This is a genomic window from Nocardia sp. NPDC055050, from assembly GCF_053608345.1.
Genome location: NZ_JBSGVG010000011.1, coordinates 73,330 through 99,774 on the forward strand (window position 1 = coordinate 73,330; position 26,445 = coordinate 99,774).

The 26,445-nt window shown below is 65.8% G+C and carries 23 protein-coding genes and 1 pseudogene; 11 read left to right on the top strand and 13 right to left on the bottom strand.

Translation table 11 applies throughout. The features are described 5' to 3' along the window. The first annotated feature begins 74 nt into the window (after positions 1-74). On the top strand, positions 75-596 hold the full coding sequence (locus tag ACWGCN_RS14025; RefSeq protein WP_452457246.1) for a DUF6924 domain-containing protein: 522 nt from the start codon (positions 75-77) through the stop codon (positions 594-596). A 206-nt stretch (positions 597-802) separates the two neighbouring features. On the opposite strand, the gene ACWGCN_RS14030 is transcribed toward ACWGCN_RS14025, so the two are convergent. Continuing rightward, positions 803-2,068 (bottom strand): glycosyltransferase family 87 protein, encoded by a 1,266-nt coding sequence (locus ACWGCN_RS14030; RefSeq protein WP_452457245.1) that lies wholly within the window; start codon positions 2,066-2,068, stop codon positions 803-805. Positions 2,069-2,828: 760 nt separating this feature from the next. Here ACWGCN_RS14030 and ACWGCN_RS14035 point away from each other — a divergent pair. Then, positions 2,829-3,929: a methyltransferase gene (locus tag ACWGCN_RS14035; protein WP_452457244.1), complete on the top strand. Its 1,101-nt coding sequence runs from the start codon at positions 2,829-2,831 to the stop codon at positions 3,927-3,929. 57 nt (positions 3,930-3,986) lie between these two features. Here ACWGCN_RS14035 and ACWGCN_RS14040 read toward each other — a convergent pair whose 3' ends face one another. The 4 genes and pseudogenes from ACWGCN_RS14040 to ACWGCN_RS14055 all read right to left on the bottom strand — a co-directional run bounded on the left by ACWGCN_RS14040 (position 3,987) and on the right by ACWGCN_RS14055 (position 7,892). Then, on the bottom strand, positions 3,987-4,808 hold the full coding sequence (locus ACWGCN_RS14040) for a YceI family protein (RefSeq protein ID WP_452457243.1): 822 nt from the start codon (positions 4,806-4,808) through the stop codon (positions 3,987-3,989). Continuing rightward, complete coding sequence (locus ACWGCN_RS14045; RefSeq protein ID WP_452457293.1) at positions 4,808-5,797, bottom strand: MSCRAMM family protein; 990 nt, start codon at positions 5,795-5,797, stop codon at positions 4,808-4,810. Before ACWGCN_RS14045 ends, ACWGCN_RS14040 begins: the two co-directional genes overlap by 1 nt. Positions 5,798-5,845: 48 nt before the next feature. After that, a pseudogene (locus ACWGCN_RS14050) lies at positions 5,846-7,357 on the bottom strand (MDR family MFS transporter); the annotation flags it as partial. Positions 7,358-7,394: 37 nt separating this feature from the next. Beyond that, positions 7,395-7,892, bottom strand: a complete 498-nt coding sequence (locus ACWGCN_RS14055) for a MarR family winged helix-turn-helix transcriptional regulator (protein ID WP_378987464.1) — start codon at positions 7,890-7,892, stop codon at positions 7,395-7,397. A gap of 521 nt (positions 7,893-8,413) precedes the next feature. On the opposite strand from ACWGCN_RS14055, the gene ACWGCN_RS14060 reads away from it, so the two are divergent. Next, positions 8,414-10,054 (top strand): CocE/NonD family hydrolase, encoded by a 1,641-nt coding sequence (locus tag ACWGCN_RS14060; protein WP_452457242.1) that lies wholly within the window; start codon positions 8,414-8,416, stop codon positions 10,052-10,054. A 71-nt stretch (positions 10,055-10,125) separates the two neighbouring features. Here the strand turns inward: ACWGCN_RS14060 and ACWGCN_RS14065 are convergent, their stop codons facing one another. Both ACWGCN_RS14065 and ACWGCN_RS14070 read right to left on the bottom strand, forming a co-directional pair. Next, complete coding sequence (locus tag ACWGCN_RS14065) at positions 10,126-10,749, bottom strand: TetR/AcrR family transcriptional regulator (RefSeq protein ID WP_387443650.1); 624 nt, start codon at positions 10,747-10,749, stop codon at positions 10,126-10,128. Between the two features lie 99 nt (positions 10,750-10,848). Next, entirely contained in the window at positions 10,849-12,240 is a 1,392-nt protein-coding gene (locus ACWGCN_RS14070; RefSeq protein WP_452457241.1) for a lipase family protein, read from the bottom strand. Positions 12,241-12,689: 449 nt separating this feature from the next. Here ACWGCN_RS14070 and ACWGCN_RS14075 point away from each other — a divergent pair, with 449 nt between their 5' ends. Both ACWGCN_RS14075 and ACWGCN_RS14080 read left to right on the top strand, forming a co-directional pair. Continuing rightward, the gene (locus tag ACWGCN_RS14075) at positions 12,690-14,054 is read left to right on the top strand and encodes a lipase family protein (protein ID WP_379314070.1); all 1,365 of its coding nucleotides are present in this window, start codon (positions 12,690-12,692) and stop codon (positions 14,052-14,054) included. A 61-nt stretch (positions 14,055-14,115) separates the two neighbouring features. Next, positions 14,116-14,508: a nuclear transport factor 2 family protein gene (locus ACWGCN_RS14080; RefSeq protein ID WP_387443653.1), complete on the top strand. Its 393-nt coding sequence runs from the start codon at positions 14,116-14,118 to the stop codon at positions 14,506-14,508. A gap of 98 nt (positions 14,509-14,606) precedes the next feature. On the opposite strand, the gene ACWGCN_RS14085 is transcribed toward ACWGCN_RS14080, so the two are convergent. Beyond that, positions 14,607-15,887, bottom strand: a complete 1,281-nt coding sequence (locus ACWGCN_RS14085) for a cytochrome P450 (RefSeq protein ID WP_452457240.1) — start codon at positions 15,885-15,887, stop codon at positions 14,607-14,609. A 131-nt stretch (positions 15,888-16,018) separates the two neighbouring features. On the opposite strand from ACWGCN_RS14085, the gene ACWGCN_RS14090 reads away from it, so the two are divergent. Then, positions 16,019-16,558 carry a hypothetical protein gene (locus ACWGCN_RS14090; RefSeq protein WP_452529031.1) on the top strand — a complete coding sequence of 180 codons (540 nt, stop codon included), beginning with the start codon at positions 16,019-16,021 and terminating at the stop codon, positions 16,556-16,558. 171 nt (positions 16,559-16,729) lie between these two features. Here the strand turns inward: ACWGCN_RS14090 and ACWGCN_RS14095 are convergent, their stop codons facing one another. Next, positions 16,730-17,521, bottom strand: coding sequence for a class I SAM-dependent methyltransferase (locus ACWGCN_RS14095; RefSeq protein ID WP_452457238.1), 792 nt, complete (start codon positions 17,519-17,521; stop codon positions 16,730-16,732). 280 nt (positions 17,522-17,801) lie between these two features. Next, the gene (gene sigJ / locus ACWGCN_RS14100) at positions 17,802-18,692 is read right to left on the bottom strand and encodes an RNA polymerase sigma factor SigJ (protein WP_452457237.1); all 891 of its coding nucleotides are present in this window, start codon (positions 18,690-18,692) and stop codon (positions 17,802-17,804) included. Positions 18,693-18,824: 132 nt separating this feature from the next. Here sigJ and ACWGCN_RS14105 point away from each other — a divergent pair, with 132 nt between their 5' ends. Both ACWGCN_RS14105 and ACWGCN_RS14110 read left to right on the top strand, forming a co-directional pair. Next, positions 18,825-19,412, top strand: a complete 588-nt coding sequence (locus tag ACWGCN_RS14105) for an NADPH-dependent FMN reductase (protein ID WP_452457236.1) — start codon at positions 18,825-18,827, stop codon at positions 19,410-19,412. Beyond that, complete coding sequence (locus ACWGCN_RS14110; protein ID WP_452457235.1) at positions 19,409-19,894, top strand: YybH family protein; 486 nt, start codon at positions 19,409-19,411, stop codon at positions 19,892-19,894. The genes ACWGCN_RS14105 and ACWGCN_RS14110 overlap by 4 nt, the downstream gene beginning before the upstream one ends. A 156-nt stretch (positions 19,895-20,050) precedes the next feature. On the opposite strand, the gene ACWGCN_RS14115 is transcribed toward ACWGCN_RS14110, so the two are convergent. Next, positions 20,051-20,764: an SMI1/KNR4 family protein gene (locus ACWGCN_RS14115; protein WP_452457234.1), complete on the bottom strand. Its 714-nt coding sequence runs from the start codon at positions 20,762-20,764 to the stop codon at positions 20,051-20,053. 757 nt (positions 20,765-21,521) lie between these two features. Here ACWGCN_RS14115 and ACWGCN_RS14120 point away from each other — a divergent pair. Beyond that, a complete protein-coding gene (locus tag ACWGCN_RS14120; RefSeq protein WP_452457233.1) occupies positions 21,522-21,884 on the top strand; it encodes a VOC family protein in 363 nt (120 codons plus the stop codon). Positions 21,885-22,087: 203 nt separating this feature from the next. On the opposite strand, the gene ACWGCN_RS14125 is transcribed toward ACWGCN_RS14120, so the two are convergent. Together ACWGCN_RS14125 and ACWGCN_RS14130 are read right to left on the bottom strand one after the other, a co-directional pair. After that, positions 22,088-23,071, bottom strand: coding sequence for a TauD/TfdA family dioxygenase (locus ACWGCN_RS14125; protein ID WP_452457232.1), 984 nt, complete (start codon positions 23,069-23,071; stop codon positions 22,088-22,090). Positions 23,072-23,119: 48 nt separating this feature from the next. After that, positions 23,120-24,232 carry a hypothetical protein gene (locus tag ACWGCN_RS14130; protein WP_452457231.1) on the bottom strand — a complete coding sequence of 371 codons (1,113 nt, stop codon included), beginning with the start codon at positions 24,230-24,232 and terminating at the stop codon, positions 23,120-23,122. Between the two features lie 194 nt (positions 24,233-24,426). Here ACWGCN_RS14130 and ACWGCN_RS14135 point away from each other — a divergent pair, with 194 nt between their 5' ends. Then, entirely contained in the window at positions 24,427-24,789 is a 363-nt protein-coding gene (locus tag ACWGCN_RS14135; protein ID WP_452457230.1) for a hypothetical protein, read from the top strand. A 602-nt stretch (positions 24,790-25,391) separates the two neighbouring features. Continuing rightward, positions 25,392-26,357 carry a ferritin-like domain-containing protein gene (locus ACWGCN_RS14140; RefSeq protein WP_452457229.1) on the top strand — a complete coding sequence of 322 codons (966 nt, stop codon included), beginning with the start codon at positions 25,392-25,394 and terminating at the stop codon, positions 26,355-26,357. Positions 26,358-26,445: the final 88 nt, after the last annotated feature.

The window sequence follows — 26,445 nt, forward strand, 5'->3', positions numbered from 1 at the left end:
GGGCCTGCCGAACTACTGTGAGGCGGTATTTCGGTGCAGGCACCGAGTATGGGGCAAGGCTGAGAAAGGGTGCGATGACGAGGGTGATCCGCGCGGCGCTGACGGCGCTGGTGATCGTGTCGGCAACGGTGGGCTGCGACGACGACCCGGGTGCGAACGTCGTGCACGATAACCCTGTGAAAAGAATGCTGCCCGAGGGTGAATCACTACTGCTGCGAACAGATTTCAACGACGATGCGGCCTGGCGCGAGACACTCGACGCGGTGAATCGGTTTTATGAAAGCGAAGACGTCGAGTACGGGCTGACCGTTATCGACACCCCTGACTTCCGGGAAGTGACGGCCGGAGACCTCGAGAAGCTGCTCACATCGCAGTACTACATCTACATCATCGACGAACAGACCATCCGCGATCCAGAGCACCCGATCCTGGCAGTCGACAACAGCGGCGGCGGTGAACCCGCCGCAGGCCTGCCCACTTTCCGGATCTTGCCAAGAGAAGTAGGGCCGGCCGAAGTCAACCTCACGCTTGCGAACATGGACTTCGAGGACTTCGCATCAGCGGTGGACGCGGACGGGGTGTTTCGCGGCTTCTGACGCCGGGCCGACTTGCGGTGCACCATGTTTCGTCGTCGGTGCGATCGGACGGGTGGTCGGTTGTGTCATCCGTGATCTGATTCGACGGAATAGCGTCTGTGGGGCGACGACGTTGAGATCCGCGTGGTATCGGCGAAACGTGACGGTGACATGTGAGGTGCCTCGCGGGCTGGTCATGAGGACCGAACCGGTGGTGGCGTGAACGGTCAGGGCTCGGCGGCGGCCACGTGTGTCACCGCGGAGGGCCCGTTGGGCATGGGGCGCGCCGCGGCCGCCGGTGGCGTGCTCGTGGCCGCGCCGGACGACCGCGAGTAGCTCGGCGCGGACAGTGTCGCTCCGCGCACCAGAACCACCCAGTAGCCCACGAGGACAGCGCAGTAGAGCGAGTGTGTCACGGCGGCGGCGACGCTGCTGTGGGGCGGCAACTCCACGGTGAAGGACAGCGGGAAGACCGGCACCGCGAGCGCGATGGCGGTGAGCTCGCCGCGGCCCAGCGTGATCAGCACGAGCACGCCCGGCCACAGCAGCATCAGGTAGTTGTGCCACGCGATGGGCGAGAACAGCAGGGCCGCGGCGAGTACCGCCCACAGAGCGGTGCCGCCCGGGTCGACGCGGTCGCGGTGGCGCCCACACCACCACAGCGTGCCTGCCAGCACCGCTAGCCCGAGTACCGTCCCGATCGCGGAAGGCAGTCCGAAGCGCACCGCCAGCCCCGGCAGCGATGCGTTGTCCACCCAGCCCGACACCGGCTCGGACAAGGCGATGCGCAGCCAGCCCCCCGCGCTCGACGGCCCGGCGACGAGCACCCCGATCAGCGAGGCGACGGCCGCGCCTGCGATTCCGGCCTTGAACGGCAACCACTGCCGTTGCACGGCCGCGAGCAGCAATAACGGTGCCAGCGACGGCTTGAGCGCCACCACGATGCCGAACAGAACCGACGCGAGCACCGGCCGCTCCCGCCGCTGCGCGATCCACCCGGCAACGAGCCCGACCAACAGCACCGGGTAGATCTGGCCGAGCATCAGCGTTCCGAACAGTGGCGTGGACGCGAGCACGGCCAGCGTCACCAGCGCAGTGACAGCCGGGCGCAGCCGCAGTTCCGAGCACACCGCCAACACCGAGCCCAGCATCATGAGCAGTGTCAGCACCACGAAGATGCGGTAGGCCGTGACCGCATCCAGCGCGGCGAACGGCGTGAGCAGCGTCGAGAGCAGCGGCGGGTTGAGATTGTTCAGCTTCGCCGGGGTCTCGTAGATGTCGGTGCCGTGGGTGAGGGCCACGGCCGAGGTCCAGAAGGTGTCGAAGTCGACGTGGACCTCGTCCATATCGTTGGACAACAGCTGCGCCACCCGCGGGTTCGGGCTCAATACGCGCAGCACCACCTCGAGGATGGTCGCGAGCACGAGCACACCTGCCATCACCCGTATGGCGGCGGTGAGACGGCTGGGCTGCGCTACATTTTCTGGTGACACGGCCCCAGACGCTATCCGTACTTGTCCGGTTTCGTAGAACTGCTCATGTCAGGGTCGTGGAAGGAGGACCGTCCCCACATTGAGCTCCGATGCCGCGCAGGGCTATTGGTCTGTACCGGCCTGGGCGGTGCGAAATGGCGCGATCGGCGCGGTCTCAGCATCGGGCGCTGTTGGACCTGTTGCTGACCGGAATGCTGGGCGAGCGCGCGCAGTTGGTGTTCACGCTGGCTGATCTCGAGGCTCGCCGGTATCGAGCGCGCGGTGCCGATCCGGTACCTGCCTGACTGAGCGTGCTCGGATCGGGTTGCCGGGTCGACGTGGCACGAGGCGCCTCCGCTTCGCTGTAGCCACGTCGACCGGCCACCACCCGGTCGCTGCGCAGCCAACGACCGGGCATCAGTCATTCGCAGTCGTTGTCACTCCGGATCGGCGCTATCGAATACTCGCGGTCAACGTTGTCCGGCAATGAAAGTTGCTGAGCCTCAACACCTTTCTCCGCCGGGGTTGTCGAGCTCGTTATTGTTGTCAACGATCTCGCGGGCGCGCGATCAGTAGTTGGGTCGGGAGCTCGATTCAGCGGACCTGGGTCGTCTCGAGAATGCCATGTCGCCGCGCACGCCCTGCGCACCAGCGCAGCCGACGCGGTTCTGCCGTTCGCACCGGCGACTCCGACCTGACCCCGATTCCTGTATCCCGACGCGCGCGGTTCCCGTAAGCTTCGTCGCGTACGTGCAGGTCAACCGGCCGACGATGGAGTCTCATGACGTCCACAGCACTGAAGAAGCCGCCACCCACACCGGTTCTGCGAGCCGTCGAGCGAGTGCGCGACGCGCTCTCGGCGCTGCATCGCCGACTGGTTCCCGGCCATATCGCGCTACTGGAACTACAGATCGCCGGATTCCTCTCGCAGGCGATCAGTGCCGCGGCCGAGCTGGGTATCGCCGACGAACTGGCCCGTGGGCGGCGCGGGGCGGCGGAGCTGGCCGCGGCGGTGGGCGCCGACGAGGGCGGCGTGCGGAGGCTGATGCGTCTGCTGGTGAGTTTCGGGGTGTTCGCCCAGCATCGCGACGGTTCCTATGGGCTCACCAGGATGGGTGAGTCGCTGCGCTCCGACGGCGAGGTGACGTTGCGCGACACGTCCCTGTTCTTCGGTTCGCCGTTTCACCGCAACCACTGGACCCACCTGACCGACGCGGTACGTACCGGCGAAGCCGTCGGCCCCGCTCTCGACGGTGCGAGCTTCTTCGAGTATGCCGCGACGCACCGCGAGATCGGCGACCTGTTCGACCGCGCGATGACCAGCATCAGCACGCTGTCCATCGAACCGCTGCTGGCGGCTTACGATTTCGGCCAGTTCGGCACCTTGGTGGATGTCGGCGGCGGGCGTGGCAGCCTGCTGGTGGAGATCCTCGACCGCTACCCGGACGCCGAGGGCATCGTGTTCGACCTGCCCGACGTGGTCGCGAACCTGGACAGCGAACTCGCGGCGCACGGGCTGGCGGGGCGCTGCGCGGCGCGGGAGGGGTCGTTCTTCGACGAGATTCCGGCAGGTGGTGACGTCTACCTGCTCAAACACATCCTGCACGACTGGTCCGACGCCAAGGCCGAGCAGATCCTGCGCACGATCCACGCCGCGATGGATCCGTCTGCCCGGCTGCTGGTGATCGAACTGGTGCTGCCCGATCATCAGCGCCCGCACCCGGGCAAATTCATCGACCTGGAGATGCTGGTCAACACCGACGGCGGCCACGAACGCACCGAGGCACAGTTCCGCGAGCTGCTCGCGCGCGGCGGTTTCACGCTGCTGCGGACGGTGCCCACCGCCGCGCCGGACTGTGTGCTCGATGCCCGCCCGCGCTGATCGCGCCAGACTCGCTTTCCGACTCGACAATCCGCGGCGACAAGGTGTGGGTGATCGCTAGATTGCGGGTAGCTGCTCGCCTTGTACGACTTCGATGTCGAGTTCAATTTTGACGGTGGTCCCGACGGCGGCCACGCCCGTGCGCACAATCGCGTTGTAGTCGATCGCGAAATCGTTGCGGTGCAATAGTGTTTCGGCGTGGAACGCGGCGCGTACCCCACCCCACGGATCTGATCCGAACCCACCGAAGGCCACCTCGAGATCGACCGAGCGGCGCTGCCCGTGCATGACCAGCTCACCCGGCATCACCCAGGTGTCACCCCCGGTACGACGTAACCCGTGACCGGTGAACGTGATCATCGGATACCTGTCGACGTCCAGGAACTCCGGCGAGCGCAGGTGGTTGTCACGCATCGAGATTCCGGTATCGATACCCGCCGCTTTGATCTCCGCGTACCCGGTGGATCGCTCGAACGGCTCAGCGATATCGAGTCGCCCACTCACCTCGGCGAATCGGGCTTTGATGCTCGCGATTCCGAGATGACGCGCGGTGGCGATCACTGTCGAATGCGCCGGATCGATCGTCCACGGCCCGGTCGGGGGCAGCGCCACTGCCCCCATCGTCGGCACCAAGACCACCTCACCGAGCGCGCCCGTCCCGGTGGAAGAGATCTGCGCGATCCGTGCCACGGGCTCGAACCCGACAGCGATGAGCACTGCGGTGTGAGTACCCGCGGGCATCAGGCCGGTGCTCACCGCGCCGGTTTCGTCGGCAACCGCACGGGCGATCTGGCTGCCCGTCATATCCGTCACCGTCAACACCGCGTCCGGCACCGGCCACCCCTCCGCGGTGCGAACACGACCGGTCAGCCCGCTCATCAACGATCCCCGAGGTCGTAACCGAGCCGCAGGTCGTAGGCGGCTTCGCTACCGGTCACGGTGACCTGCCCGGTCACCGGCGGATAGCCACGAGCGACCACGGTGTACTGCCCTTCGACGAGATCGGTCACGACGTAGCGGCCGTTCTCGTCGGTGCGCGCCGTCGCGGTCACCTCACCCGCGGCGTCGAGCACAGTGACCAGCACGTCCGGCGCCGCCCGCTCGCCGTCGGCCCGCGCCGATCCGGTGAGCACCGCCATCGCGGTCAACTCGATGTCATGACGCATGACGCCACTGTCGGGCACCGTCAATGTGATTGCGCTGGGACGCATGTGCTCAGCCGCCGCGACCAAGGTGTAGACACCCGACACCACGCCGTGGCACAGGTAGGTGCCGTCGCCGCCCGTGACCGCGGCCCCGACCACCTCACCACGCATATCGGTCAAGGTGACGGTCGCACCCGACAACGGCGAGCCGTGCGCCGCGGTGCGGACGACACCCGACAACTCACCGGAACCCACCAAGGTCAGATCCATGCGCAGGGGCCGCCGGCCGACCGAAACATTGACCGCGGCCGGTTGGTGCCCCATCGCCGACACGATCAACACATGACCCCCCGACGCCGGCGCACTGATCGCATAGCCACCATCAGCGGCACTGCACGCCCGCGCGACCTGACGGCCACCCTGATCGATCAACGTCAACACCGCACCCGGTAACGGCTGACCATTCTCGCGGCGGACGTGACCGTCCACCGCTCCACCGCCGATGCCCGAGCCGGACAACCCGCCGGTGGACGGAGCGGACTGCGATGACGCGTCGGCCTGGTAGGCCCGATGACCGTTCTGAGCTACCGGTGCGTGCCGTCCGGCCGAAGCGGTCGGCACCAGCTCTGACTCGGACAACACTCGCTCAGCGCCTTCCCAGACCGGGTCTTCTTCCCACCTCGGGTCCGCGAGGACGGCCAATTCGGCGTCCAGCGCTGCCATTCTGTCGGCATCGGTCGGATTGTCCTGCGACGCAGACTCTTTCACGGTCGGGTCGAGCGCCGGATCGATGTCGATCGTGCTGCGCAGCGGACGATTCGGAAGCCACATGGTCGCGAGGAAGGCGACGACCGCTGCCCCGGCGGCGATGAGGAAGATCCGGCCGGTCGCATCGCCGTAGGCGGCGCGCACGATCGTCGCGATCGGTGCGGGTAGGCCGTGCAGGTTCAGATTGCTGCCGCCGGAGGAACTGGTTGTCACACCGATCTTCGCGAAACCCTCTGTCGACAGCTCGCTCACACGGGTAGCCAAGACCGACCCCAGCACCGAGACACCGATCGCGCCACCGAACGTGCGGAAGAACGCGACGCTGCTCGATGCCGCGCCGATATTGTGCACGCTCACGGTGTTCTGCACGGCCAGCACCAGGTTCTGCATCATCATGCCGACACCGAGCCCGACAACGGCGATGTAGGTGCCGACCAACCATAGGTTGGTGGCGTGGTCGATCGTCGAGAGCAGCCCGAACCCGACCACCAGCAGCGCACCGCCGGTGACGACGAACGACTTCCATTTCCCGAACCGGGTGATCAGCTGTCCTGAACCGGTCGACGCGACGAGCATGCCCGCGACCATCGGGATGGTCAGCACACCGGCCACCGTCGGTGAGTATCCGCGCGCGGTCTGGAAGTACTGGCCGAGGAAGGTGGTCGCTCCGAACATCCCGATTCCGACCGCGATCGAGGCGATGATCGCCAGACCGGTGGTGCGCTCGGTGACGATCGAGAGCGGGATGATCGGCGACTTGGCTCGGGATTCGACCAGCAGGGTCGCGAGCAGCAGCACTACGCCCACGCCGACGTACAGGGCCGATTCGCGGGAGAACCACGCGTAGTAGTCCGCCTTCCCCGCGAACGACACCCAGATGAGCAGCACCGACACACCGGCGGTCATCAGGGCGGCGCCGAGCCAGTCGATCGACACCCCAGCCTTGCGTTCGGTCGGCAGCCGCAGGGTCCGCTGCAGCAGCACCAGGGCGATCACGGCCAGGGGCACACAGACGAAGAAGCACCAGCGCCAGCCGAGCGGACTGTCGACGATGACACCGCCGAGGATGGGTCCACCCGACATCGACACCGCCATCACCGCACCCATGTAGCCGGAATAGCGCCCGCGTTCACGCGGCGAGACGATGGAACCGATGATCGCGACGACGAGCGCGGTCAAGCCGCCCATGCCGATGCCCTGGATGACTCGTGCCGCCAACAGCATGGGTACATTGCCCGCGACGCCCGCGATCACCGAACCGATGACGAAGATGACGATGGCCGACTGGACCAGCAGCTTCTTGTTGAACAGATCGGCGAATTTGCCCCAGATCGGGGTGGACGCGGCGTTGGCCAGCAGTGCTGTGGTGATGACCCAGGCGTATGCGGTCTGCGACCCCTCCAGGTCGCCGATGATGGTGGGCAGCGCGGTCGCCACGATCGTGGTGCTGAGCAGTGCTGTGAACAGCGCCGCCAGCAGCCCGGTCATGGCTTCCAGGATTTGACGATGGGTCATCGCGACCGGGGCCCGCCGCGTCCCCGACTCGACTGGATCAGACATCCGCTTCCTGACTTTCTGTCGAAACCGGCCGGCGCGTGCCCACCGCGGTGTGGGGCACGACTGCGGCCAGTGAATTCCTGAGTTTGCGAACGACCGAGGTGGCCTGTTCGGCTTCGTCCTCGCTCCAATCGGCGAGAGCGATCTGCAATCCCTGTGCTCGCGATATTCGGACTCGCCGCAGCAGATCGCGTCCTTCGTCGGTGATCTGGATGAGAGTGGCCCGGCCATCGCTGGGATCGGCGTGGCGGGCGATGTTGCCGGAGCGCACCAGCTCGGCGACATGCCTGCTCAGTGTCGACGGGCTGATACACAAGTCCACAGCGAGATCCACCTGCCGGCACGGACCCCTGGCCTCGAGCGAGCCCAGCACGCCGATGCCGCCTGGAAGCAGGTCCCCTTCGTCGGGATGGGAGAGGGCAGCGCGGATGGTTCGGCCCATGAAATAGAGCTCTCTGATCAGGCTCTGAGCCGTATCGGGTGACACTGCCATGATTACTCCCAGACGAGAATATTTACTTGCAGAATGCAACTATACATTACATTACTTGTGCTAATCAACTAGCTGGCATGGAGGCCTGTGCGGCTTGGTGTGACGGCTGCGACAACAACGGCGGGAACGGCGGGCGAGCCCGGTCGGCACGATCCGGCGCCGACGTGCTCTACGGCCGTTCTGTGAGAAGTGGGCCGGTGCCGGGCATACGGCTTCCTCGGATATGCGACGACCGAGGGGGCGATCGCGGTGGGCGTCGGTGTGCTGGGAACTTCGAGGGCCGCCCGGTTCGCGCCGTCTCCGGCTCGACGCTGTGAAGTGTTGGGGCAGAACATGATCAGTCAACGAGCGCGGGGGAGGGAATTCGGATGGCAACTGCGGCAACAGGACACGCAGATGATTGATGTCGATGTAGCATAACTGCTGAGCGGGGGGCTCGGATCTGATCCCGCAGTGGCTCCCTTGCTTGTCGCGAAACTGTTCTGCTGCCGTGAAATACACCAATTCGACAGGAGATCGCCATGCCAGAAGCTCGCCCGGACCGCCTGCGTCTACTCGCCCCCGATCAGGAAGCCGCCGCGTTCGCCGTCGTTGCCGATCTGCTCACCGGGAACGCGGCCGGCGTCCCCGACTACTTGGTCGATGACATCGCCGCCGTCCGCGGGCGGTGCCGGTTCGCTCAGGTCCAGATTCCCGGCTACGACGGCGATCTGCTCGACGCGATGGCCGCCTGGCCGACCAGCGGAGGCCCGCATCCGCTCGTCGTGCTTCCCGCCGGTTTGGACCCGGCGGGCTGGAAAATGTACTCCGGGGCGCTGATCAGGCTGCTCATGCGCGGCTACGCCGTCGTTGCCTATACCGAGCGCGGCTTGCCCGGTTCCGGTGGCGAGCTGACGGTGGCCGGTCCCGAAGACGTCGCGGACGGGTCGCTGGTGATCAGCTGGGCGCTCGATCACCCGGAAATCGAGGTAGACCCGGAGCGTATCGGCATGGCCGGCATCTCCTACGGCTCAGGTATCGGCCAGCTCGTCGCTCAGTCCGATCCGCGCGTGAAAGCGGTTGTCGCCCTCAGCACATGGGCTGACCTCGGCGAAGCGTTGTACGACAACGGGACCCGCCACATCCTCGCCGCCGAAGCGCTGGCCGCGATCAGTGAGAAGCCCAGCGCCGAACTGGTGAAGGTGCTCGAGGACTTCCGGACGAACACCGACATCGAAGGCGTGCTGAAGTACGCGCGACGGCGGTCACCCGCCCACATCCCGGATCAGCGCCGCCCCGTGCCGACCTTCTTCACCAGCTACTGGCACGAGACCATTTTTCCCCAGAACCAGCTGCTGAGCTACTTCGCCGAGTTCCCCGGCCCCAAGCGCCTGGATCTGGCAATCGGAGATCATGGGGCAGTGGAGATCCCGGGCTTGCTGCTCGGTGTGTACACCCGCACCACCGAGGCCGCATACGACTGGCTCGACCACTATCTCAACGGTGTCGACAACGGCATCGATGACGACGGTGCCGTGCACACCGAGACTATGCACAGCTTCACCGTCTCCTCCTTCGCCGGTGTGGAAGACTGGTCGTCCAATCCGATCCGCACCTACTATCTCGCCGCACCTGCGAGCGGATCCGGCGATGGTGCGCTGGTTCTCGACCCGCCATCGGATCTCAGCCGGAATATCCGGTCCGGTGCCCCGAATGTCCGCGCCGTGAATCAACTGGTCATGGATGGCTTCCGCGAGCGGTTGCTCATGCCCGTGCGTCACAAGCTCGCCGAGGTCGACCGATCCGCCGCAGCGGTGTGGACGAGCGCTCCGCTCCCGTCGCCGCACCACATCGCGGGCATCCCGCGAATTCGTGTGACGGTGACGCCCACCACGAAGACCGCCACCGTCGTCGCCTACCTCTTCGACCTGGACGTGGTCACCGGCAACCTGAAGATCATCACCCATGCCGCGACCACCGTGAGCAACGCCGTACCGGAACACCCCACCGCAGTCGAACTGCGCTTGCAGGCCACTGACTATCGGGTCCCCGCCGGCCACCGGCTTGCCGTCATCCTCGCCACCGAGGACCCCTTGTACGCCGGCGAGACCGAACCTGGCGCCGTGGTGACGCTGTCCGCCTTCCATGGTGCCGCGGGTATCGATATCCCGTTGGCTGACTGATACCACCGGTGACTGATTGCCCGGGACAGCGCGGTCTCCGGCAATCAGTCCGCCGCGGCCGACAGCCGGCTTCACATCACGCTGATGAGGAAACGCGTCAGAACCTCGACCAGGTCCTCGAGTTCGGCGGAGGTTCCCTCGATGCTCCACTGATGAACCAGCGCCATGAGCGCTCCGATGAAACCTGTTGCTGCGGCACGGAAACCGCCGGCGGGAACGAAGTCCGGGTCTCGCGCCTGCTTCAGCTCTGCCGTGAAGAACTGTACCCAGATCTCACGCTGGTCGACCCGGTGCTTCTCGACATCGGCGCTCACGCCGACGATTTCGACGAAAGATACCCGCGCACGATGGGGGTTCATCCCGATCGATTCGGCGTAGGCACGCACAGCGATGCGCGCCCGCGCGGGCGCGTCCACCTCGCCGGCCTCGCTCAGCGCCTCGACCACCGCCCGGCGCGCATCAGTCTGAACCAGGTCGTAGACCGCCAGCAGTAGTTGCTCGCGGTTGCCGAAATGCTCATAGAACTGCGCGCGGGCCAACCCAGCGGCCTTGCACACCATCGTGATGGATGCGCCTTGATATCCCTGCTCGCCGAACACGGCGAGACCGGCTGCGATGAACTGCTCTCGCCGTTCGGCCCGGCGATCCTCGACCGGGCGACCGTCGTAGATGCGTGGGGACCCGCTCGCAATCACGCCGTCAACTCTAGTGGCCCGAGCGCGGCCGGTTCGCGGCAGCCGATGGACAGTTCGGAAGAAGCCGATGATTCGGTGGTCCACTCCGAGCTGGCTCGACTATTTGACTCCGATCGGTTTGCCGAAGAACGACGCGATCGTCTCGCCGAAGATGGACGCGAACAGGGTCATTCCGTCCGGATTCAGGGCTAGCCAGCCCGCATCGGTGATGCTGCACCCCGGCTGAGCGGGAACTCCGTCGAGTCGATCCTTCAACCACAGCAGCGCCGGCGCGGCCCCGGAGATCTCCGTTGTGATGTGCTCGGCAAAGTGCTCACGCGTGTATTGCACCGTCGCCGTGGGGCTTTCGCAGTACTTGTTCACCAACGTGTTCACCGGACCGACCGGGATGAGTTCGTCCGGGTTGGCGTTCCAGATATACATCGGCATGTCGGGAACAGACTTACCCATGCGGGTCTTGTCCATGGTCGCCATGACAACGGGGTCGCGCAGCGGGTCACCGCCGGGAGTCCGCAGCATGCCCGAGATATTCAGGAAGGGCACCAGCGCGGTGTTGTACTGCACGCACAGCCCGCCCTTTACCGTCGCCAGACCTTTGCCCAGCGGGTCGAGGTCGCGGTTCAACATCTCCGCGAAATCCGGATACTCACGCGAAAGGCCGAGGACCGCGGCGTAGATGATCCCGGACCACGCCCCGTTGTTGCCGTTGCTGAGCACCGCACCGAGATCGGCGGGAACACCGCCCTCGGCGGCACCCACGATATCGATCTCGGGTGCGTAGCTTTGTTTCAGCTCGGCCGCGTGGCCGGTGGCGATCGCGCCACCGGAGTATCCGTACATGCCGATGCGCGCATCCGGCGTGACTCGTAGCGGCTCGAAACTCCGGGCGGCCCGAATGCCGTCGAGGGTGATGCGACCGGCCAGTGGCCCAGCCGCGTACGCGCTGTCGGGCCCCTGATGGTCGGGGATCACGACGGCCCAGCCCTGTTGCACCGCCGCTTGCGCGATCACGAACTCTGCCGGAGCGACGATCTGGCCGGCCAGAATGGCAGGCGACCATTGCTGCACGGCATAGGACGGCGCGCAATACCCGGCCAGCGAATCCTCGGCGATCTGCATCGACACCAGCTTCGACGGTGTCGAATTCCGCGGCTTGAGTACCGTCGCGACGGCCGGGACGGCCTCGTCGCGGCTGTTGTTCGACCGGTAGGACACCTGCCACGCATCGACATTGAGCGGGATGACCCCGACGTTGGCGACGTTCACCTGGCGCGCGGCGATGATCTCACCGGGTGCTTTCGCCGCAACGACGTCGGCGGCTGGTCGGTAAAAGGCGGGATCGAGCTCCGGCGGGGCCGGAATCGGAGTAGCGGGCTGAACCACAGTCGGCTCGGCCGTGCTGGGGGCGGTGCCGACGATCATCGCGATTGCCATCGCCCCCGCCGCCAGCCCCATCAGACGGCGGCTAGCCGCTCCTGGACGAAAGTTCATCTTCCCCAACCTCTCGAGTGTGCCACTGCACTGACCCAGACGCTTTGTGTTCCAAGTCGGAGCGAAACATTAGACGTCATTGTCTATGTATGTCCAATCTCGATCGGTCACCGTTGGCCCACTGCCCACTGCGCTGGTAGCCGGATCATTTCGGTCTACACGCAATGAAATCGATGCGCTTGGGTGGCGAAGGCGATAGGTCTGAGTGTCTGGGTCAGTTGGTCATCAACGTTGCAACTCTGAGGCTGGATGGACCTATTCGTGGAGCCAACTGTGACTTGCCTCATCTCTCGCCGGATGGGTAATGTGCCCCACATCTTAGATATTCGCGTCCAACAATGATGCTGGGAGTGCTCGATATGGCCGCAGTGAACTGGCGCCCGCCGGTGAGAGACCGCCACAGCCGGACAAGGTGGCGGGTGCGGGCCCGTTCGCTCGCCTTCGCCGTGATGATGGTCGCGGGGACCGCCACAGTCGTCGCCGCGCCGGCCTCGGCACTGCCGTTCGACGGAGTCGTGCAGCCCGCGCCGCCGTTCGTGAGTTCACCGGCGATACCGGAGTTCGATTCCTTCTACCGCCCGCCCGCGGACGTCGTCGCAGCCAAACAGCCCGGCGAGATCATCGCCGCGCGGCAGGTGAACGTCGCGACCTACAACGTGCTGCCGCTCAACGTCGATGCCTGGCAGCTGTCGTATCGGTCGAACAACAGTCGCGACGAACCGATAGGCGCTGTCGCGACGGTGCTGAAGCCGCGCGGAGAAGTGCCACGCGGGTCGCGAAACCTGCTCTCGTACCACATGGCCGAGGACTCGACGGGTAAGTACTGCGCCTCGTCGTATTCGATCCAGCAGTGGGCGCTGCCCGGCTTCCTCACCGGGCAGCTGGTCGCGCCGATCGGGTTCCTCGAGGTCCAGGTTGCGTTGCAACAGGGCTGGGCCGTGGTGGTGCCCGATCACCAGGGGCCGAACGCGGCCTTCGCGCACGGCCCCTTGGCCGGGCGGATCGCGCTCGACGGCATTCGCGCGGCCGAGAACTTCGCGCCGATGGGTCTGGACGGAGCGGCGACCAAGGTCGGGATGATGGGCTACTCCGGTGGTTCGGTCCCTACGATGTGGGCGGCCGAGATGCGCAAAACCTATGCGCCGGAACTGAATATCGTCGGCGCGGTCTCCGGCGGCACTGATGCCGACCTGGGCGAGCTGGTGAATCTGGCGAACAACAACGCGGCCTCCGGTCTGGTGTACGCGGGCATCATCGGCCTGGCGCATGAAGAGCCGGAGTTCGCCGCCTTCCTGCGTGAAACGAACAACCCGCTGGGGCAGGCGCTGTTGACCGCGAAGGATCAGCTGTGCGTGGGCTTTCAGGCGGCGCTGTTCCCGTTCATGGATATCAAGGGGCTGTTCAATACACCCGGAGATCCCCTCGCGGCACCGGCTGCCCAGGCGGTGATCGAGCGCACCCGGATGGGTAAGAGCGTGCCGGACATGCCGGTGTTCCTGTACCAGGCGAACATGGATTGGCTGGTGCCCGTCGGGCCGGTCAACAAGCTCTACGGCACCTACTGTCAGGATCCGAACGCGCAGGTGACCTATACCCGTGATCACTTCAGCGAGCATCTGAGCCTGGAGGGTATCGGCCTGCCGAGCGCCATGATGTGGATGCGAGATCGCTTCGCCGGGGTGCCGGTCGAGAATGGTTGCCAGCTCGATGAAGTCGGCTCCATGGCGCTGGACTCGCGCACATGGGGGGAGTGGGTCTCGATCATCGGCGGTGAGCTGGCGGCCTTCCTCGGTCAGCCCATCGGCACCCGCTGACGCCCGCTGTCGGGTCGACTCGTGGATCGCGACAGCCTCAGCTGAACGCGAACATCGTGGCGTGGGTGCGACATCGGCTGGCAAGGTGAGGCGCATGGAGAACTTACGGGATGCTGAGCGGCGGTTGCAGGCCGCGCAACTTGCCGGGGATGTGCAGGCGCTGGATCGTCTGCTCGATGACCGGTTGATCTTCACCTTCGGCGCAGACGTCTACACCAAGACCGATGACCTGGAGCTTCACCGCACCCGGACGCAGGTGGTGACGGCCATGGTCGAGGAAGAGCTGAACGTACTCACCGACGGGCGTGCCGGGGTGACCTGGTTTCTCGGGACCATCGAGGGGACCGTCAACGGCGAGCCTTTCGGAGCCAGGATGCGTTACACGCGTTCCTGGTTGCACGACGATACGCACGGCTGGCGGATCATCGCAGCACACGCCAGCACGACGGATTGATGGTCCTGTCGCCCGAATTCGACCTGTACGTCAGAGGGCGTCTGAAACTCCATCCGGCGTCGCGCGAAACAGAGCATCCACCAATGACGGTGCGCTTTTCAGTTGACCAGAATCGGTGCACCGTCGGACGGCACATTCGTGATGTTGCGGACCCGGCCCCGCGTCGTCGCGGCCGCGGGCAGGGACAGGACGTGGCGGCGCAGGATCTCTTGGAGCACCGCCGCGCCTTCCATCAGCGCGAAACCCGCCCCGATGCACCGCCGCACTCCGCCGCCGAACGGCAGCCAGGTATTCGGCGCCACGCTGCCGTCGAGGAAGCGGCCGGGCCGGAACACCGCGTCCGGGAAAGCCTCGGGGCGCTGGTGTGCGAGCAGGATCGAGGTCGCGACGACGGTTTCAGCGGGCAGGTCGTAGCCGCCGATCGTCATGTCGCGGGTGAGCTTTCGCACGATCCCTCCGATGACCCAGTGGTAGCGCAGTGCTTCCTTCATCACCGCTTCGAGGTAAACGGTGTCGCCGTCGAGCGCGGCCTGGCGGGCGAGGTCCTGCTGTGCGGGGTTGGCGGCCAGTTCGCGTAGCGCCCATGACAGTGCGGCCGAGGTCGTCTCGTGCCCGGCGGCGAGCAGGGTGACCAACTGATCGCGGAGTTCGTCCGGGGTGAGCGGGGTGTCGTTGCCGCTGCCCGCTGCCATCAGCCGCGACAGCACATCTGCGCCCGTGGCGTTGCTGCCGGTGCGGCGCTGCTCGATCTCGGCGTAGAGGTGGGCGTCCAGACTGGCCCGGTCGTGGTGGAACCGCTTCCAGGGGCCGCGGTTCTGTAGGGCCGGGTAGCGGGAACCGAGCAGGGTGAGCGGGGCGATGTCGGTGATCCGGCGCATGGGTGGACCGAGTAGGTCGCGGCGGCGCGGATCGGCGACACCGAGCACCACCTCGCCGATGACATCGAGGGTGATCCCGGTCATCGCGTCCAGGCCGCGGATCGTCGACCCAGCCCGCCAGGTCTCCACGTGGCCAGCGGCGATCTGCTCGATCATCTTGCGGTAACCGGTCAGAGCTGGCCCGGTGAAGGCGGGCATCAGCAGGCGGCGGGCACGAGCGTGCTCGGCCTCGTCGGTGATGAGCACCGAATGATCGCCGAGCAGCGGACGCAGGATGCCGTTGCTCTCGCCGGCGTGCAGGTCGGTGGGGGAGGCGGCGAAGATCTCGCGGACGTGCTCGGGGCGAGTGAAGACAACCAGATGTCGGGCGTATGGCGGCACCATGCGCAGGGTGAAGGTGTCGCCGTAACGGAGAGCGGTGGCGGTCATGAACCGCTCCCGCGCTTGCACATACCGGATCGTCTGCGCGATCGCGGGTAGTCGGGGGCCGGGCGGGTACATGGCGACGGTCCTCTCCTAGACACCTCACTCCACGGTAACCCCGGGGGCTCGAGCCGGGCGTCGAACTGGAAGTCCGCGTGTTGGCGGCAGTGCGGCAGAACGGCGTTTGTCTGAATTGTTGGTCTCCGTTGATGATTTCAGCACGGGAAGGTTTTCCGGCGCTGATCGGGGCCGCGTTGATCTGTTCGATGGTGGCGTGTTCCGGCGAGAACACCGCCGCGACCTCGCCCAGCCCGTCAGCGCCGCGCACCAGCACGACGGCCGAACCGACTCAGACCGATGGCACATTGCCCGACGGCACCGACACCTACGGCTATCGCGATTCGTTCGCCCGATGTCAGGGCGCGGAACGGCTGGTGCTGCTGGTCAGCCAGACCACTGGGCGTCCGGTGACCACCTTTCAGGGCAGCCGAGTGGGCGGCGACCAGCGATTCTTCGTGTGCGAGGACCAGGCTGGTACCCGGATCATGCGGGCGGCGGCGCCGGCGCTACGGCCGGATCCCTTCGAAGGAGCCTTCTTCACTTTCACCGCCAATAGTCAGCAGTTCGTGGCCGATGGCATGAAGATCGACCTGGCGCGTGCGACGATCACCGTCACTGACGATCCGAAACACCCCGAATTCCGTGCGGTGACATGGACGGTGAACGAATACTGGTCTGCTGTCTACTAATTCGGCCCCTCGGCCGCGACCCGGTTGTCATCGTGAACGTCGTCGCTGGTTCAGCGACTTTGATGATCGACGTCTGTGCTCCGGGGGCTATCGCGTTTCGTCGCGAGAAGTTCTGGATTTCTAGGCATTCGCCACCGTCGCTAGTGCGCAGACCGTTCAAGTGGCGCATTACTACCCGGGTTCTAGGAAGTCGGTCCGCCGCGACAGCTCGGCCCGTAACTGCAGGAATCGGAATAGTCCTGGCCGGCCGGCGACGCCTTCGTAGCGGTCGACGACCTCGTCGATGAAGGCCGGGATGTCGGCGGGGGGAATGTGAGCTGTCCAGTCCGCGAACCCGACCGTGCACCACTGGGCGAAGGCCTCGCGTGAGCCGAAGTCCCATTCCCGGTCGGTCACGGAGTGTGCGGTGACCTCGAGGTCGGCACTCCCCGCGATCGAGGGCAGCGCGTCGGGGTCGATATGCACGAAGGGGCGCGCGAACCCGGCGAACGCTGTCGACCAGCGCGCATCGCCGGTGACCGCCATCGCGACGTTCTCGATGCTCGGGCGAGGTCCGGCGCAGACATATTGCACGAGCACCCGTCCGCTGGGTTTCAGCGCCGCGGCGATGTGCCGGTAGGCCGTCTCCTGGTCGAGCACCCAGTGCAGTGCGTTGAACGAGACGACGAGGTCGAAGTCGCGGGGGAAGGTCATGGTCGTGACATCGCCGACTCCGAAGTCGATGTTCGTGAGCTGGTCGTCGGCCGTGCGGGCGGCCTCGATCATTCGCGGCGACGGGTCGATGCCGAGCACGGAACCAGCGGGTACTCGCGCCGCGATCAGGCGAGTCACATAGCCGTCGCCACAACCCACGTCGAGGATGCGCTCGGCACCCGCGAGCGAGACGGACTCCACAGCGTCCGTCGCCAGCGCGCGCTGGAGTCCACTGATGTGGGCGTAGCCTGCGCCGTCCCAGTCCGCCATCTACGACCCGCCCTCGCCGAGAATCGATGATTCAGCGCTGAAACCGGGCAGGCACATGATCAACCTCCTGAACAGTCTCCCCGGGTCATAGCAATTGACTCTTATCAGTTTGGCACAGTGACGACGAATACGACCACGAAGAAGGTGAAGACCCTTGGTGGTGGAGTGCATGCTCGCATCCCGGGATTGCGCGGTCACGAACGTCCGCATCTGCCGAATACCGTGCGTTCGGTCAACGGGTGTCGGCGGGTTCTGGCCGCCATGTTTCCGCAGCCACAGTTCAGCTGGTTGTCCAGAGACGCAGTTTCTCCGGGTTGCGGATTGCCCAGATGCGGGTGATGCGGGTGCCGACGATATCGAAGGCGTAGACGGAGATGACGGCATTGCGAAACTGGGCGACCAGGCCGGGCTGACCGTTTACTGTGCGCTCGAGCAGAGCTACCTGGGGGCCGCGGGTGGCGATTTCGATCCAGGCGCTGGCGATGTGTTCGCTGCCGGTGATCGGCTCGCGGAAGGCCGGAGCGAGACCGCCGCTGTCCGCGGTCGCGATTGCGGTCGGGTCGAGCAGTCCGATCAGGGCCTCCATATCGCTTGTTTCCCAAGCCCGTTTGAAGTCCCTGACCACATCGGCGCGCTGGGCGCTCGATGGGCGCTGCGAGGTATCGATGCGGCGGCGGGCGCTGGAGGCGAGCTGGCGGCATGCCGCGGGGGTGCGGCCGACGATGTCGACGATCTCGGCGAAGGAGTAGCGGAAGACGTCGTGCAGGACGAACGCCACTCGCTCGGCCGGCGTCATGGAATCGAGCACGACCAGAAAGGCCATGCCGATCGACTCGTCCAGGGTGACCCGGTCGGCGGGGTCTCCGGGCGCGGGACCACCCAACCACTCGGAGTGGTTGGGTATCGGCTCTGGAATCCACTCGCCCACATACTGTTCCCGCCTGGCGCGCGCCGAGCCGAGCAGGTCGAGGCAGATGCGGCTGGCGACTGTCGTCAACCACGCACCAGGCGTCACCACGTCTTGCCGCTGTCGCTCGGAGAGCGCGTACCACCGCACGTAGGTCTCCTGCACCACATCCTCGGCTTCGGCCAGCGAGCCGATCAGCCGGTAAGCGAGATTGATCAGCTGACGGCGTTCGTCGATCACCGCGCGCAGTTGCGGATCGGTCATGGCGTGCGGCTCCTCGTGTCGACGGCACTCACTTATCCGACGAAACAGCGACCCGATTTGTGAGGCCTGACATTTCGCCCGGCTACGTCGTCGGAAGGTAGTAACGCTTTCAGCAGAGCAGGAGTTCCAGATATGACCAAGATCGGCATCATCCTCGGCAGTACCCGGTCGAACCGCAGTGGCCCCCAGATCGCCGAGTGGGTTCTGGACGCGGCATCGCGGCGTGGCGACGCCGAATTCGACCTGATCGATCTACGCGATCACCCGCTACCGCATCTGGACGAGCCCGCACCGCCGATGTTCGGCCCGTCGGCACACGCGCACACCCGCGCCTGGGCCGAGCGGATCGGCCCGTTCGACGGCTTCGTGATGGTGACTCCGGAGTACAACGGCGGCATCCCCGGAGTACTGAAGAACGCAATCGACCATCTGTTCGCGGAATGGACCGACAAGGCGGTCGGATTCGTCTCCTACGGGGTGAGCGGCGGCGCCCGTGCCGTGGCGCAACTGCGGGTGGTCTGCAGCGGGCTCGGTATGGCGGATGTGAGCCGCCCGGTAGAGATTTCCCTGCTCACCGATTTCGAGAACCACCTCACCTTCACACCGGGCGACCACCATGTCGCCGCCCTGAACAAAACGTTGGATCAGGTCATCGCCTGGAGCAATGCCCTCGCGCCGCTGCGGGCGATGCAGAGGCAGTTCTCGGGGAGTGAATCATGACCGCGTCCAACGAGTTCCAGTCACGCGCTGACCGTATCGAGGCGGATGAAGTTGATATTCGGCGCCAAATCGACAAGGCGATCGAAGGAGTGCGAGCTAAGGATCTCGAGGTCCTGAAATTGCTGTACACAAGCGACATCGTGTCGTTCGACCTCGAGCCGCCGCACCGACACGTCGGGATGGCGGCGAAACTCGAGAACTGGGCGAGAGTGTTCCTGTTCTTCGAGAGTGTGACCTATGACGTGCGCGATCTGACGTTCAGTGTCGGCGATGGTGTGGCATTCGGGCACGCCTTCGCGCGTCTGCACGGCACGCTGAAGAACGGCGAGGCAACGAGCGGTATATGGGTCCGGGTCACCTACGGAATGCGGAAGATCGCCGGCACCTGGTTGATCGCACACGACCAGGTCTCGGTGCCACTCGACATTGCGAGCGGCAAAGGCGTGGTCGACCTCGATCCGGGGGGCGCGGAACGCCCGTAGTGACCCGTCAGCGATCAGACTGTCCAGCACGAACTTCAGGCCGAGCCGAGGGCAGTGGCCGCGCAGTGTCGGGCGCCTACCTCAGCGAGGTCCGCGCGGCGGGTGAGAATCGGATGCTCGCCCGCCGTGTCCTCGAACCCGATACCGCGTTCGCAATCAGGCATCGTAGGGGGAAGAGGTGCTGAGGAACATCTGGAGCTGGGTTTGTAAGACCGTGGCGCGTGACTGGCCGAAATGCTGGGCTTTCTCCAGGGCCGCCATGGCGGTGTCGATGTCCCCGGAAAGGGCTTCGCCTCGTGCCTGTTCGGCCACCAGATCCCAGTTGTCACGGGTTTTGCCCGCCGGCCGACGTATTTGATGAAGGCTTTGGTACTCCGATTCCATGAGGGCGGTGAACGAGGGATACCGCCGCGGGAACTCCCCCCAGGAAAACACGCTGTAGGCGGCCCATTCGCCGTTGTCGTTGCGGTCGGCCGGGTCGAGGAACAGGACTCCGACGTCGGCGTGCAGCGAGATCAGTAGTCCGCGGCTGAACGGGGTACCCGGCGCGTCGACTGGTGGTTCGGTGATCAGGTCGGCCCAGGACTCCCAGGTTGGTTCGAGGTCACGCAGCCATCCCAGATTGGTGGTGTCCCGCATCTTCCGCACGAATTCCCCGGCATGGCGCCATCCATCGGTGGTCAGCAGGAAGCTGCGATAGGAGGGTGGCAACCGCAGGCCGAGGCGCTGCTCGACCGCGGCGATGTCGGCCTCGGTTGCCGGGGCGTACCCGAGCCAGCGCTGCTGCACCACCTCGGGATCCAATTCATCAGGATCTCTGCTGGCGATCCATTCCTCGCTCCACAGCTCCAACCACGGTCTCCAGTTCATTCCATGAACGCTACGACCAGCCGCCGACAAGTTCAGCCTGGATGCAGGCCGAGATCGTGGTGAGGAGAGGTACTGGCCCAGAGCGCCTTGAACTCTATATCCATCCTTAAATACAGAGTCGTAGCAATCCTGAGCTGCACCAAGGATATCAACGCCGAACTGCGGCGTAGGTCAATGCCTTTTCGGGCGGCCAGCGCGGTGTCGTGCGTATGCACATGACCAGACGTCGGCGCGCTGATGTTGAACGCGAGTGAGCGGTCGAGGCGATCGCCGCTCGGCGCGATCGGGCCGACGATCGCCAGTTGGGGCGGTCGGCGCGAGCCAGTGCGCGGGATTGGGCGCCCGCGGTCACTGGCAATGATCGCGCGGTGGCCGCGTAGCCGGACCCGGTGGTCGACCTGGATTCGTTGTTGCGCAACAACCCAGATTCTGGCCGAGGAGTTCCACTACTCCCGGTGAATGGACTCCGAACACCAACGGGCTCACGCACCCAGCATTTGTAATATCCACAACAACAGGTCAGCCGAACTCGCCGGAACGCGGAGCTTCCGCAGTCTCGGCTCCGCACCCCACCACGCGCGTCCCGCTCGCCGTCACCGGCCCGAATCGGTGGTGCAACGACGCACACGACCGAGCCCGAGAAGAGCGCTGTCCGCTGCCCGAAAAGGAGTGGAGCCGAGCCACCACAGTGCGGTTGGATGACTACCTGCGGGTGCCGCCCCGCGGCCCGCGAACACGGATGACCGAGGAGTGGACGATGCCGATCGCCATGCTGCGAGGCGTGACTCTGGACTGCGCCGATCCCCGGGCTCTGGCCCGGTTTTACCAAGAGCTGACAGGCATGCAGCTCGGCTTTGACACTGACGAGTTCGTCGGCCTGACCGATGGTTCGGGCTGCGACCTGGGCTTCCAACGGGTCGAGGGATACCGGGCTCCGCGGTGGCCCGGTCAGGACGTGCCGCAGCAGCTCCACCTGGACCTCGGCGTCGAGGACCTCGACGCTGCGGAGAAGTCGGCGCTGAGGCTCGGCGCGGTCAGCCCGGACCACCAGCCGGGCGGCGACCGGTGGCGGGTGCTGCTGGATCCGGCCGGTCACCCGTTCTGCTTGGTCGCCGACTGATCTTTGGAGTCCGCCGCGGACCAGTCCGGTCTGTGGGGGCCCAAGCCTGCGAGATCCGGCGGTAAGCGCTGTTGCTGAGCGGGTGAGACTCGAGATGCTCGCATCAGATGCAGGAATCCTTCACATTGGTGTGCTCCCCGCATGAGCGGGGATGAGCCCTCGGGTCGTGCCAGACGACGGCGGTGACCCGCGGGGATCCCGGATCATCGGGTGAGGACGTACCCGTCGCCTGGTCGGTGGTCACGGGAGCGGCGCAAGTCGGCGACGGCGAATGTGCGTTGTACCCAGCGGTCCGTGCCGTCGTAGCGCGGTCGGAAGGCGGTGCGGCCGTGGACAGTGACCCGATTGTCGATAATGGCCAGGTCGCCCGGGGTGAGCACCGTGGTGCGGGCGACCGAATCGCAAGCTCGGCCGAATGCGATCAGCGCTGCCTCGGCGCGCGGCGTCAGCGCGGTGGTCGCGATCGTGGCCATCCTGATGTCGGGATCGTCGACCGCACCCGACAACAGTGGTTGCGGTGGGCGGACGGCGTTGTCGGTGGGGAACGACGGTGGGGGCGCGGTGATGAATTCTGGTGCGAACAGCGTTTCCCGGGCCGATTGGCTGAGCAAGGGCAGCGCTTGACGCAGACAAGCGGTCCGCAGACCTGCGATCCGGTCGTGGTCGCCGCGGAGGCACAGCAGCAGCACGTAGTCGGGTTCGTGCAGGTGGAAGGCGTTCTCGTTGTGGAAGGTCAGCAACACCGAACCGGCGTTTCCGGAGAAGGATTCCCTGCCCCGCACGGGGACGACGTCCTGGACGAGTGCGCCGGATTTTTCAGCCAGATATGCGGTCGGGTCGCCGAGCCCGCAGGCGATCATGGTGAGGACGGCAGCGGAGACGACTGCCGCACGCTGCACAGAATCCGCTGTCGAAGGAGTGTCGGGCAGTCTCATCTCGTCGACCGGCAGGCCGTGGACGACCAACGATCCGCGCAGTCCGGAATGTCGCCGGAACTGCCGAACGCCGCGCCGCAGCGACAGCGGTAGCGCATCCCAGGAGTCCCGGGCGCGCGCGACCCAGGTTGGGTCGTCCACCCGGTCCTGCTCGCCCCCGCACAGTGCCTGCGCGAGGCGGTGGATCTCCGTGGTCTCCGTCGGGGGCAACTCGAGGTCTGCGATATCGACGGTCTCCGCGATTTCATGCATCGACGCTCTCCGTTCAGTACGTCAGCAGCAGGGCAAGTGTTCGTCTGCTCAGCCATTCCGCAGGGCTGACACGGCGTTGGCGATGTAGTGATCGCCGAACCGGATCAGCGGTGCGTACTGGGCGGCCCGCCGATGGCGCATCAGCCGGAGCTCGCCGACGGCGTTGTCCGGGCCGGTGGGCAACTGCGCGATGGAACGGCGAAGGCGCACCATCGAATAGGCGAGTGTGACGTGACGTTCGCTGTCGACGAGGTCCGCTTCGAGCAGGGCATCACGGGCGGCGGCAAGTTCGGGATCGCGGGCAGCGAGCGCATCGAAGGAATCCGGAACCACGGTGAGTAGATCCTTCATCGCGCTGCGAAAAGTCTTGTAGCCGCGATGCTGTCGGCCACTCAACGGGGTCGACACCTCCGGGGGCTGCATGCTGGGGCGAACGGCGGCCATGTAGTAGTCCACCGGGATCGTACTGGCATGGATCATCGCCGCTGGGAAGCCACGCACATACGTGGTCGCGTGTTCGAGCCGCTCCAGTGCGGCGTCGGCCGCGCCGTGGCGGAGATAGTGGGCGGCATCGGTCACCGCGACCGCCGCGCAGATATTGAACAGGACGTGGACCTGGTGCCCGACGAGCCACCGCGCCGTCCACTCGCTCTCCAACGAAATGTTCTCAGCTACAGCGGGAACGGGGAACTGTTCGGTCGCCTCGTCGGTCTCCGCGGCGCCGGTCAGGTCGAGCACAGCCCGCCGCATCCCCGCGACTTCCATCGCCAAGTCCGCACCCGACAGCGGGGCCCTACACAGGTCCGCCACACCGCGATGGATGACCAGAACACCGTGCAGCGCCGCCTGTTGATCGGACAACTCCACCTCACGGACCCGGAAGAACGACTGGCTCACCGACTCCGCGGGCAGATCCTCACCAACGATCGGCAGGGTCTCCGAGGTCAGAGCCTCGACCAGCTCGCCGACAGCGGCCACCCCTTGCCGCAACGCTGCGGTGCGCTCGACCGGACCGGAGTGGGTCGGTACCTGTGCCAGCACGGCCGCGGCCCGCGTCGCCGCGGACCGGACCGCAGCGCTCAGACACGCGATGGTTCCCCCGTCGGGCACCGTCCGGAACACAGCTACTGGCGGGCGCTGGACGGCAACCGGGGTATCCATCTGTCGAGAATATCCGCGGTCGTACCCCTTCGGTCAGCATTCGAAGAACTGAATCCTGTTGACTCCAAGTATCTTTCGAGCCATCTCGGTCGCGACTGGCGGCGATCACCCCGACCTGATCGCCGCCGACGCCGCGCGCACCCATGACGCCGCGGCCGCGACCCCGGCATCACGCCCGCGCCCACTCCGAAGTATTGGAGGCATTCCATACCTGGTGCGGCACAGTTGGTCTGGCGTCGCTCTCGGCCGACCCGGTGGCCGTCGAGCGGTATATCGTCCTCGGCGCCGTGCGCAAAGACCATTCGGCGTCGCCGCTGGCGGTGTGGATCGCCGCGATCGCTGACAAGCACCACGACGCGGGCCATCTCGACCCGACCACCGGCGCGAAAGTCCGCGAGGTCCTGGCCGGAGTTCGTACCACCCAAGCCCTGGCCGGGCGTGAAATCGACCAGGCGCCACCGGCCGATCACCCGGTCGTGATCGCGGCGATGACCACCGCCCTCGCCACCGCGGTGACCTTGCTGGAACAGGTCGCCCCCGCCGCGACATCGCGATGATCCTCACTGGCTTCTCCATGCTCGGCCGACACAGCCAAATCGCCGCTCTCGCAGCGCTATCACGGCACGCCAGTGGTCGAGGACGACCCGTCGCCGTCCTTCATCACCGGGCACGCCGCGATGGTTCATACCTTGTCACCCGGCCGATCGGCAACGGCTCTCAAAGGCGTGTTGGCTGCTCCGCGGACCTTCCCGCAGGCGAAGGACGAAGTGGCGTATGACTTGTTCAGTGCGTCGTTCTTCGAGACGAACCCCGATTCGCGAATCATCCTGTTAGCCACTGTCGGCGGTGATCGACGGCTTGGTCGAGTATCGACTGGGTGAGGCGGTGAATGAAGTAGTCACTCGACGACATTTGCCCACCGTTCGACCGAATCACTGGAACACACCGCCGATAGCTCCGGCTGCTGATCAAAGGTCAGCTGAACAACGCTGATCTGGGTGCTGTGCTACCCACCGGGCTCACCCCGAATTCTGCAAGATCTCACCCGGGACACGATCGACAACTGTTGCGGCGCAATGTTTGAACCATGAGTGCGGGGTAGTCGACATAGTGGTGCAGCGTTGCGCCTCCCTGACGTCGACATCGAAGGAAAGACTTCATGAGCACACGCAACACCGTGACGACCCTGCTCGCGCAACTGCGCGTTATCCGCGAGTTGACGGAGACCGAAATCCGAATCGCCGAGACTCGAATCGCACAAGCTCGCACTGAGGCTGTACGCCGCGAGCTGGCTGAGAACGCCCACAACGCCCGCGCTCGCGCGGAAGCCATCGAGGCCGCGATCCGTGAACTGGGTGGCGCGCCGGAGCGGATCGGCCCGTTCATCGGAAGGGCTGCCGCCGCGGTCAAGGCGATCGGCGAACAAGCCCAGCCGTTCGACGAAGCTTTGCTGGGAGACCTCGTCCTCGAACATCAGCTGCTCGACCGTGCCCGCTACGTCAAAGCACTCGCGACCACCGTTCAGAACGCCGATGTAGTAGCAGTGGCGCAGCGGTTGATCACCGCCCATACGGCCACCGTCACATGGTTGACGACCGTACTCGCCGAGGACGCGCTCGGCGGGCCCGCGGCTTTGCGCCGAACACCGATTCAGGCGGTTACGGGGACCGCGGTGAAGCTGATCAATATCCCTGTTACGTGGTCTGCTCGCAGCATCGACCGCGCGTTGGACACATTCCGTGCTGCCCCGCCCGCACTGGGCGAGTTGCTCGCCAGGGGTGCGCACGCGGGCGATGTCGCCGTGAAGACGCTCGCGGCCTCGCGCGATGCTGTTCTCGAAACCACTGAGCAGGTCTCGCGGCGTGAAGGCGCGGATTCCACCGCCGAGGCAACGCATTCACTGCGCACCGCCACCGGCCTTCTCGATCCCAGAGAGCTGCCCATCAGTGGCTATGACGACTTGAATGTCGCCCAGGCGGTGGCAGCGATCAAGGAACTCGCCGATCCCGCCGCAGTCCGGATGATCCTCGCCTACGAGGAGGCGCACAAGGCGCGGCAGGGTGTCGTTTCGGCCGCGCAGACCCGTGTCTCGTCGATCGCCCGAGAAGTGAGTGGGCTGAACTGAGAAGTCCCCTGACAGCAACCGCCACCGACGGCTGTGGCGCCGACTGCCGGTTGAGCCGTCGGACTGCCACGGTGGGTGGCGTTGGTCC

Coding starts and splice junctions, on each gene's coding strand:
- ACWGCN_RS14025 (WP_452457246.1), top strand. CDS start 75: ATGACGAGGGTGATCCGCGCGGCGCTGACGGCGCTGGTGATCGTGTCG.
- ACWGCN_RS14035 (WP_452457244.1), top strand. CDS start 2,829: ATGACGTCCACAGCACTGAAGAAGCCGCCACCCACACCGGTTCTGCGA.
- ACWGCN_RS14040 (WP_452457243.1), bottom strand. CDS start 4,808: ATGAGCGGGCTGACCGGTCGTGTTCGCACCGCGGAGGGGTGGCCGGTG.
- ACWGCN_RS14045 (WP_452457293.1), bottom strand. CDS start 5,797: ATGGCAGCGCTGGACGCCGAATTGGCCGTCCTCGCGGACCCGAGGTGG.
- ACWGCN_RS14055 (WP_378987464.1), bottom strand. CDS start 7,892: ATGGCAGTGTCACCCGATACGGCTCAGAGCCTGATCAGAGAGCTCTAT.
- ACWGCN_RS14060 (WP_452457242.1), top strand. CDS start 8,414: ATGCCAGAAGCTCGCCCGGACCGCCTGCGTCTACTCGCCCCCGATCAG.
- ACWGCN_RS14070 (WP_452457241.1), bottom strand. CDS start 12,240: ATGAACTTTCGTCCAGGAGCGGCTAGCCGCCGTCTGATGGGGCTGGCG.
- ACWGCN_RS14075 (WP_379314070.1), top strand. CDS start 12,690: ATGATGGTCGCGGGGACCGCCACAGTCGTCGCCGCGCCGGCCTCGGCA.
- ACWGCN_RS14085 (WP_452457240.1), bottom strand. CDS start 15,887: ATGTACCCGCCCGGCCCCCGACTACCCGCGATCGCGCAGACGATCCGG.
- ACWGCN_RS14090 (WP_452529031.1), top strand. CDS start 16,019: ATGATTTCAGCACGGGAAGGTTTTCCGGCGCTGATCGGGGCCGCGTTG.
- ACWGCN_RS14095 (WP_452457238.1), bottom strand. CDS start 17,521: ATGGCGGACTGGGACGGCGCAGGCTACGCCCACATCAGTGGACTCCAG.
- sigJ (WP_452457237.1), bottom strand. CDS start 18,692: ATGACCGATCCGCAACTGCGCGCGGTGATCGACGAACGCCGTCAGCTG.
- ACWGCN_RS14105 (WP_452457236.1), top strand. CDS start 18,825: ATGACCAAGATCGGCATCATCCTCGGCAGTACCCGGTCGAACCGCAGT.
- ACWGCN_RS14110 (WP_452457235.1), top strand. CDS start 19,409: ATGACCGCGTCCAACGAGTTCCAGTCACGCGCTGACCGTATCGAGGCG.
- ACWGCN_RS14115 (WP_452457234.1), bottom strand. CDS start 20,764: ATGAACTGGAGACCGTGGTTGGAGCTGTGGAGCGAGGAATGGATCGCC.
- ACWGCN_RS14120 (WP_452457233.1), top strand. CDS start 21,522: ATGCCGATCGCCATGCTGCGAGGCGTGACTCTGGACTGCGCCGATCCC.
- ACWGCN_RS14125 (WP_452457232.1), bottom strand. CDS start 23,071: ATGCATGAAATCGCGGAGACCGTCGATATCGCAGACCTCGAGTTGCCC.
- ACWGCN_RS14130 (WP_452457231.1), bottom strand. CDS start 24,232: ATGGATACCCCGGTTGCCGTCCAGCGCCCGCCAGTAGCTGTGTTCCGG.
- ACWGCN_RS14140 (WP_452457229.1), top strand. CDS start 25,392: ATGAGCACACGCAACACCGTGACGACCCTGCTCGCGCAACTGCGCGTT.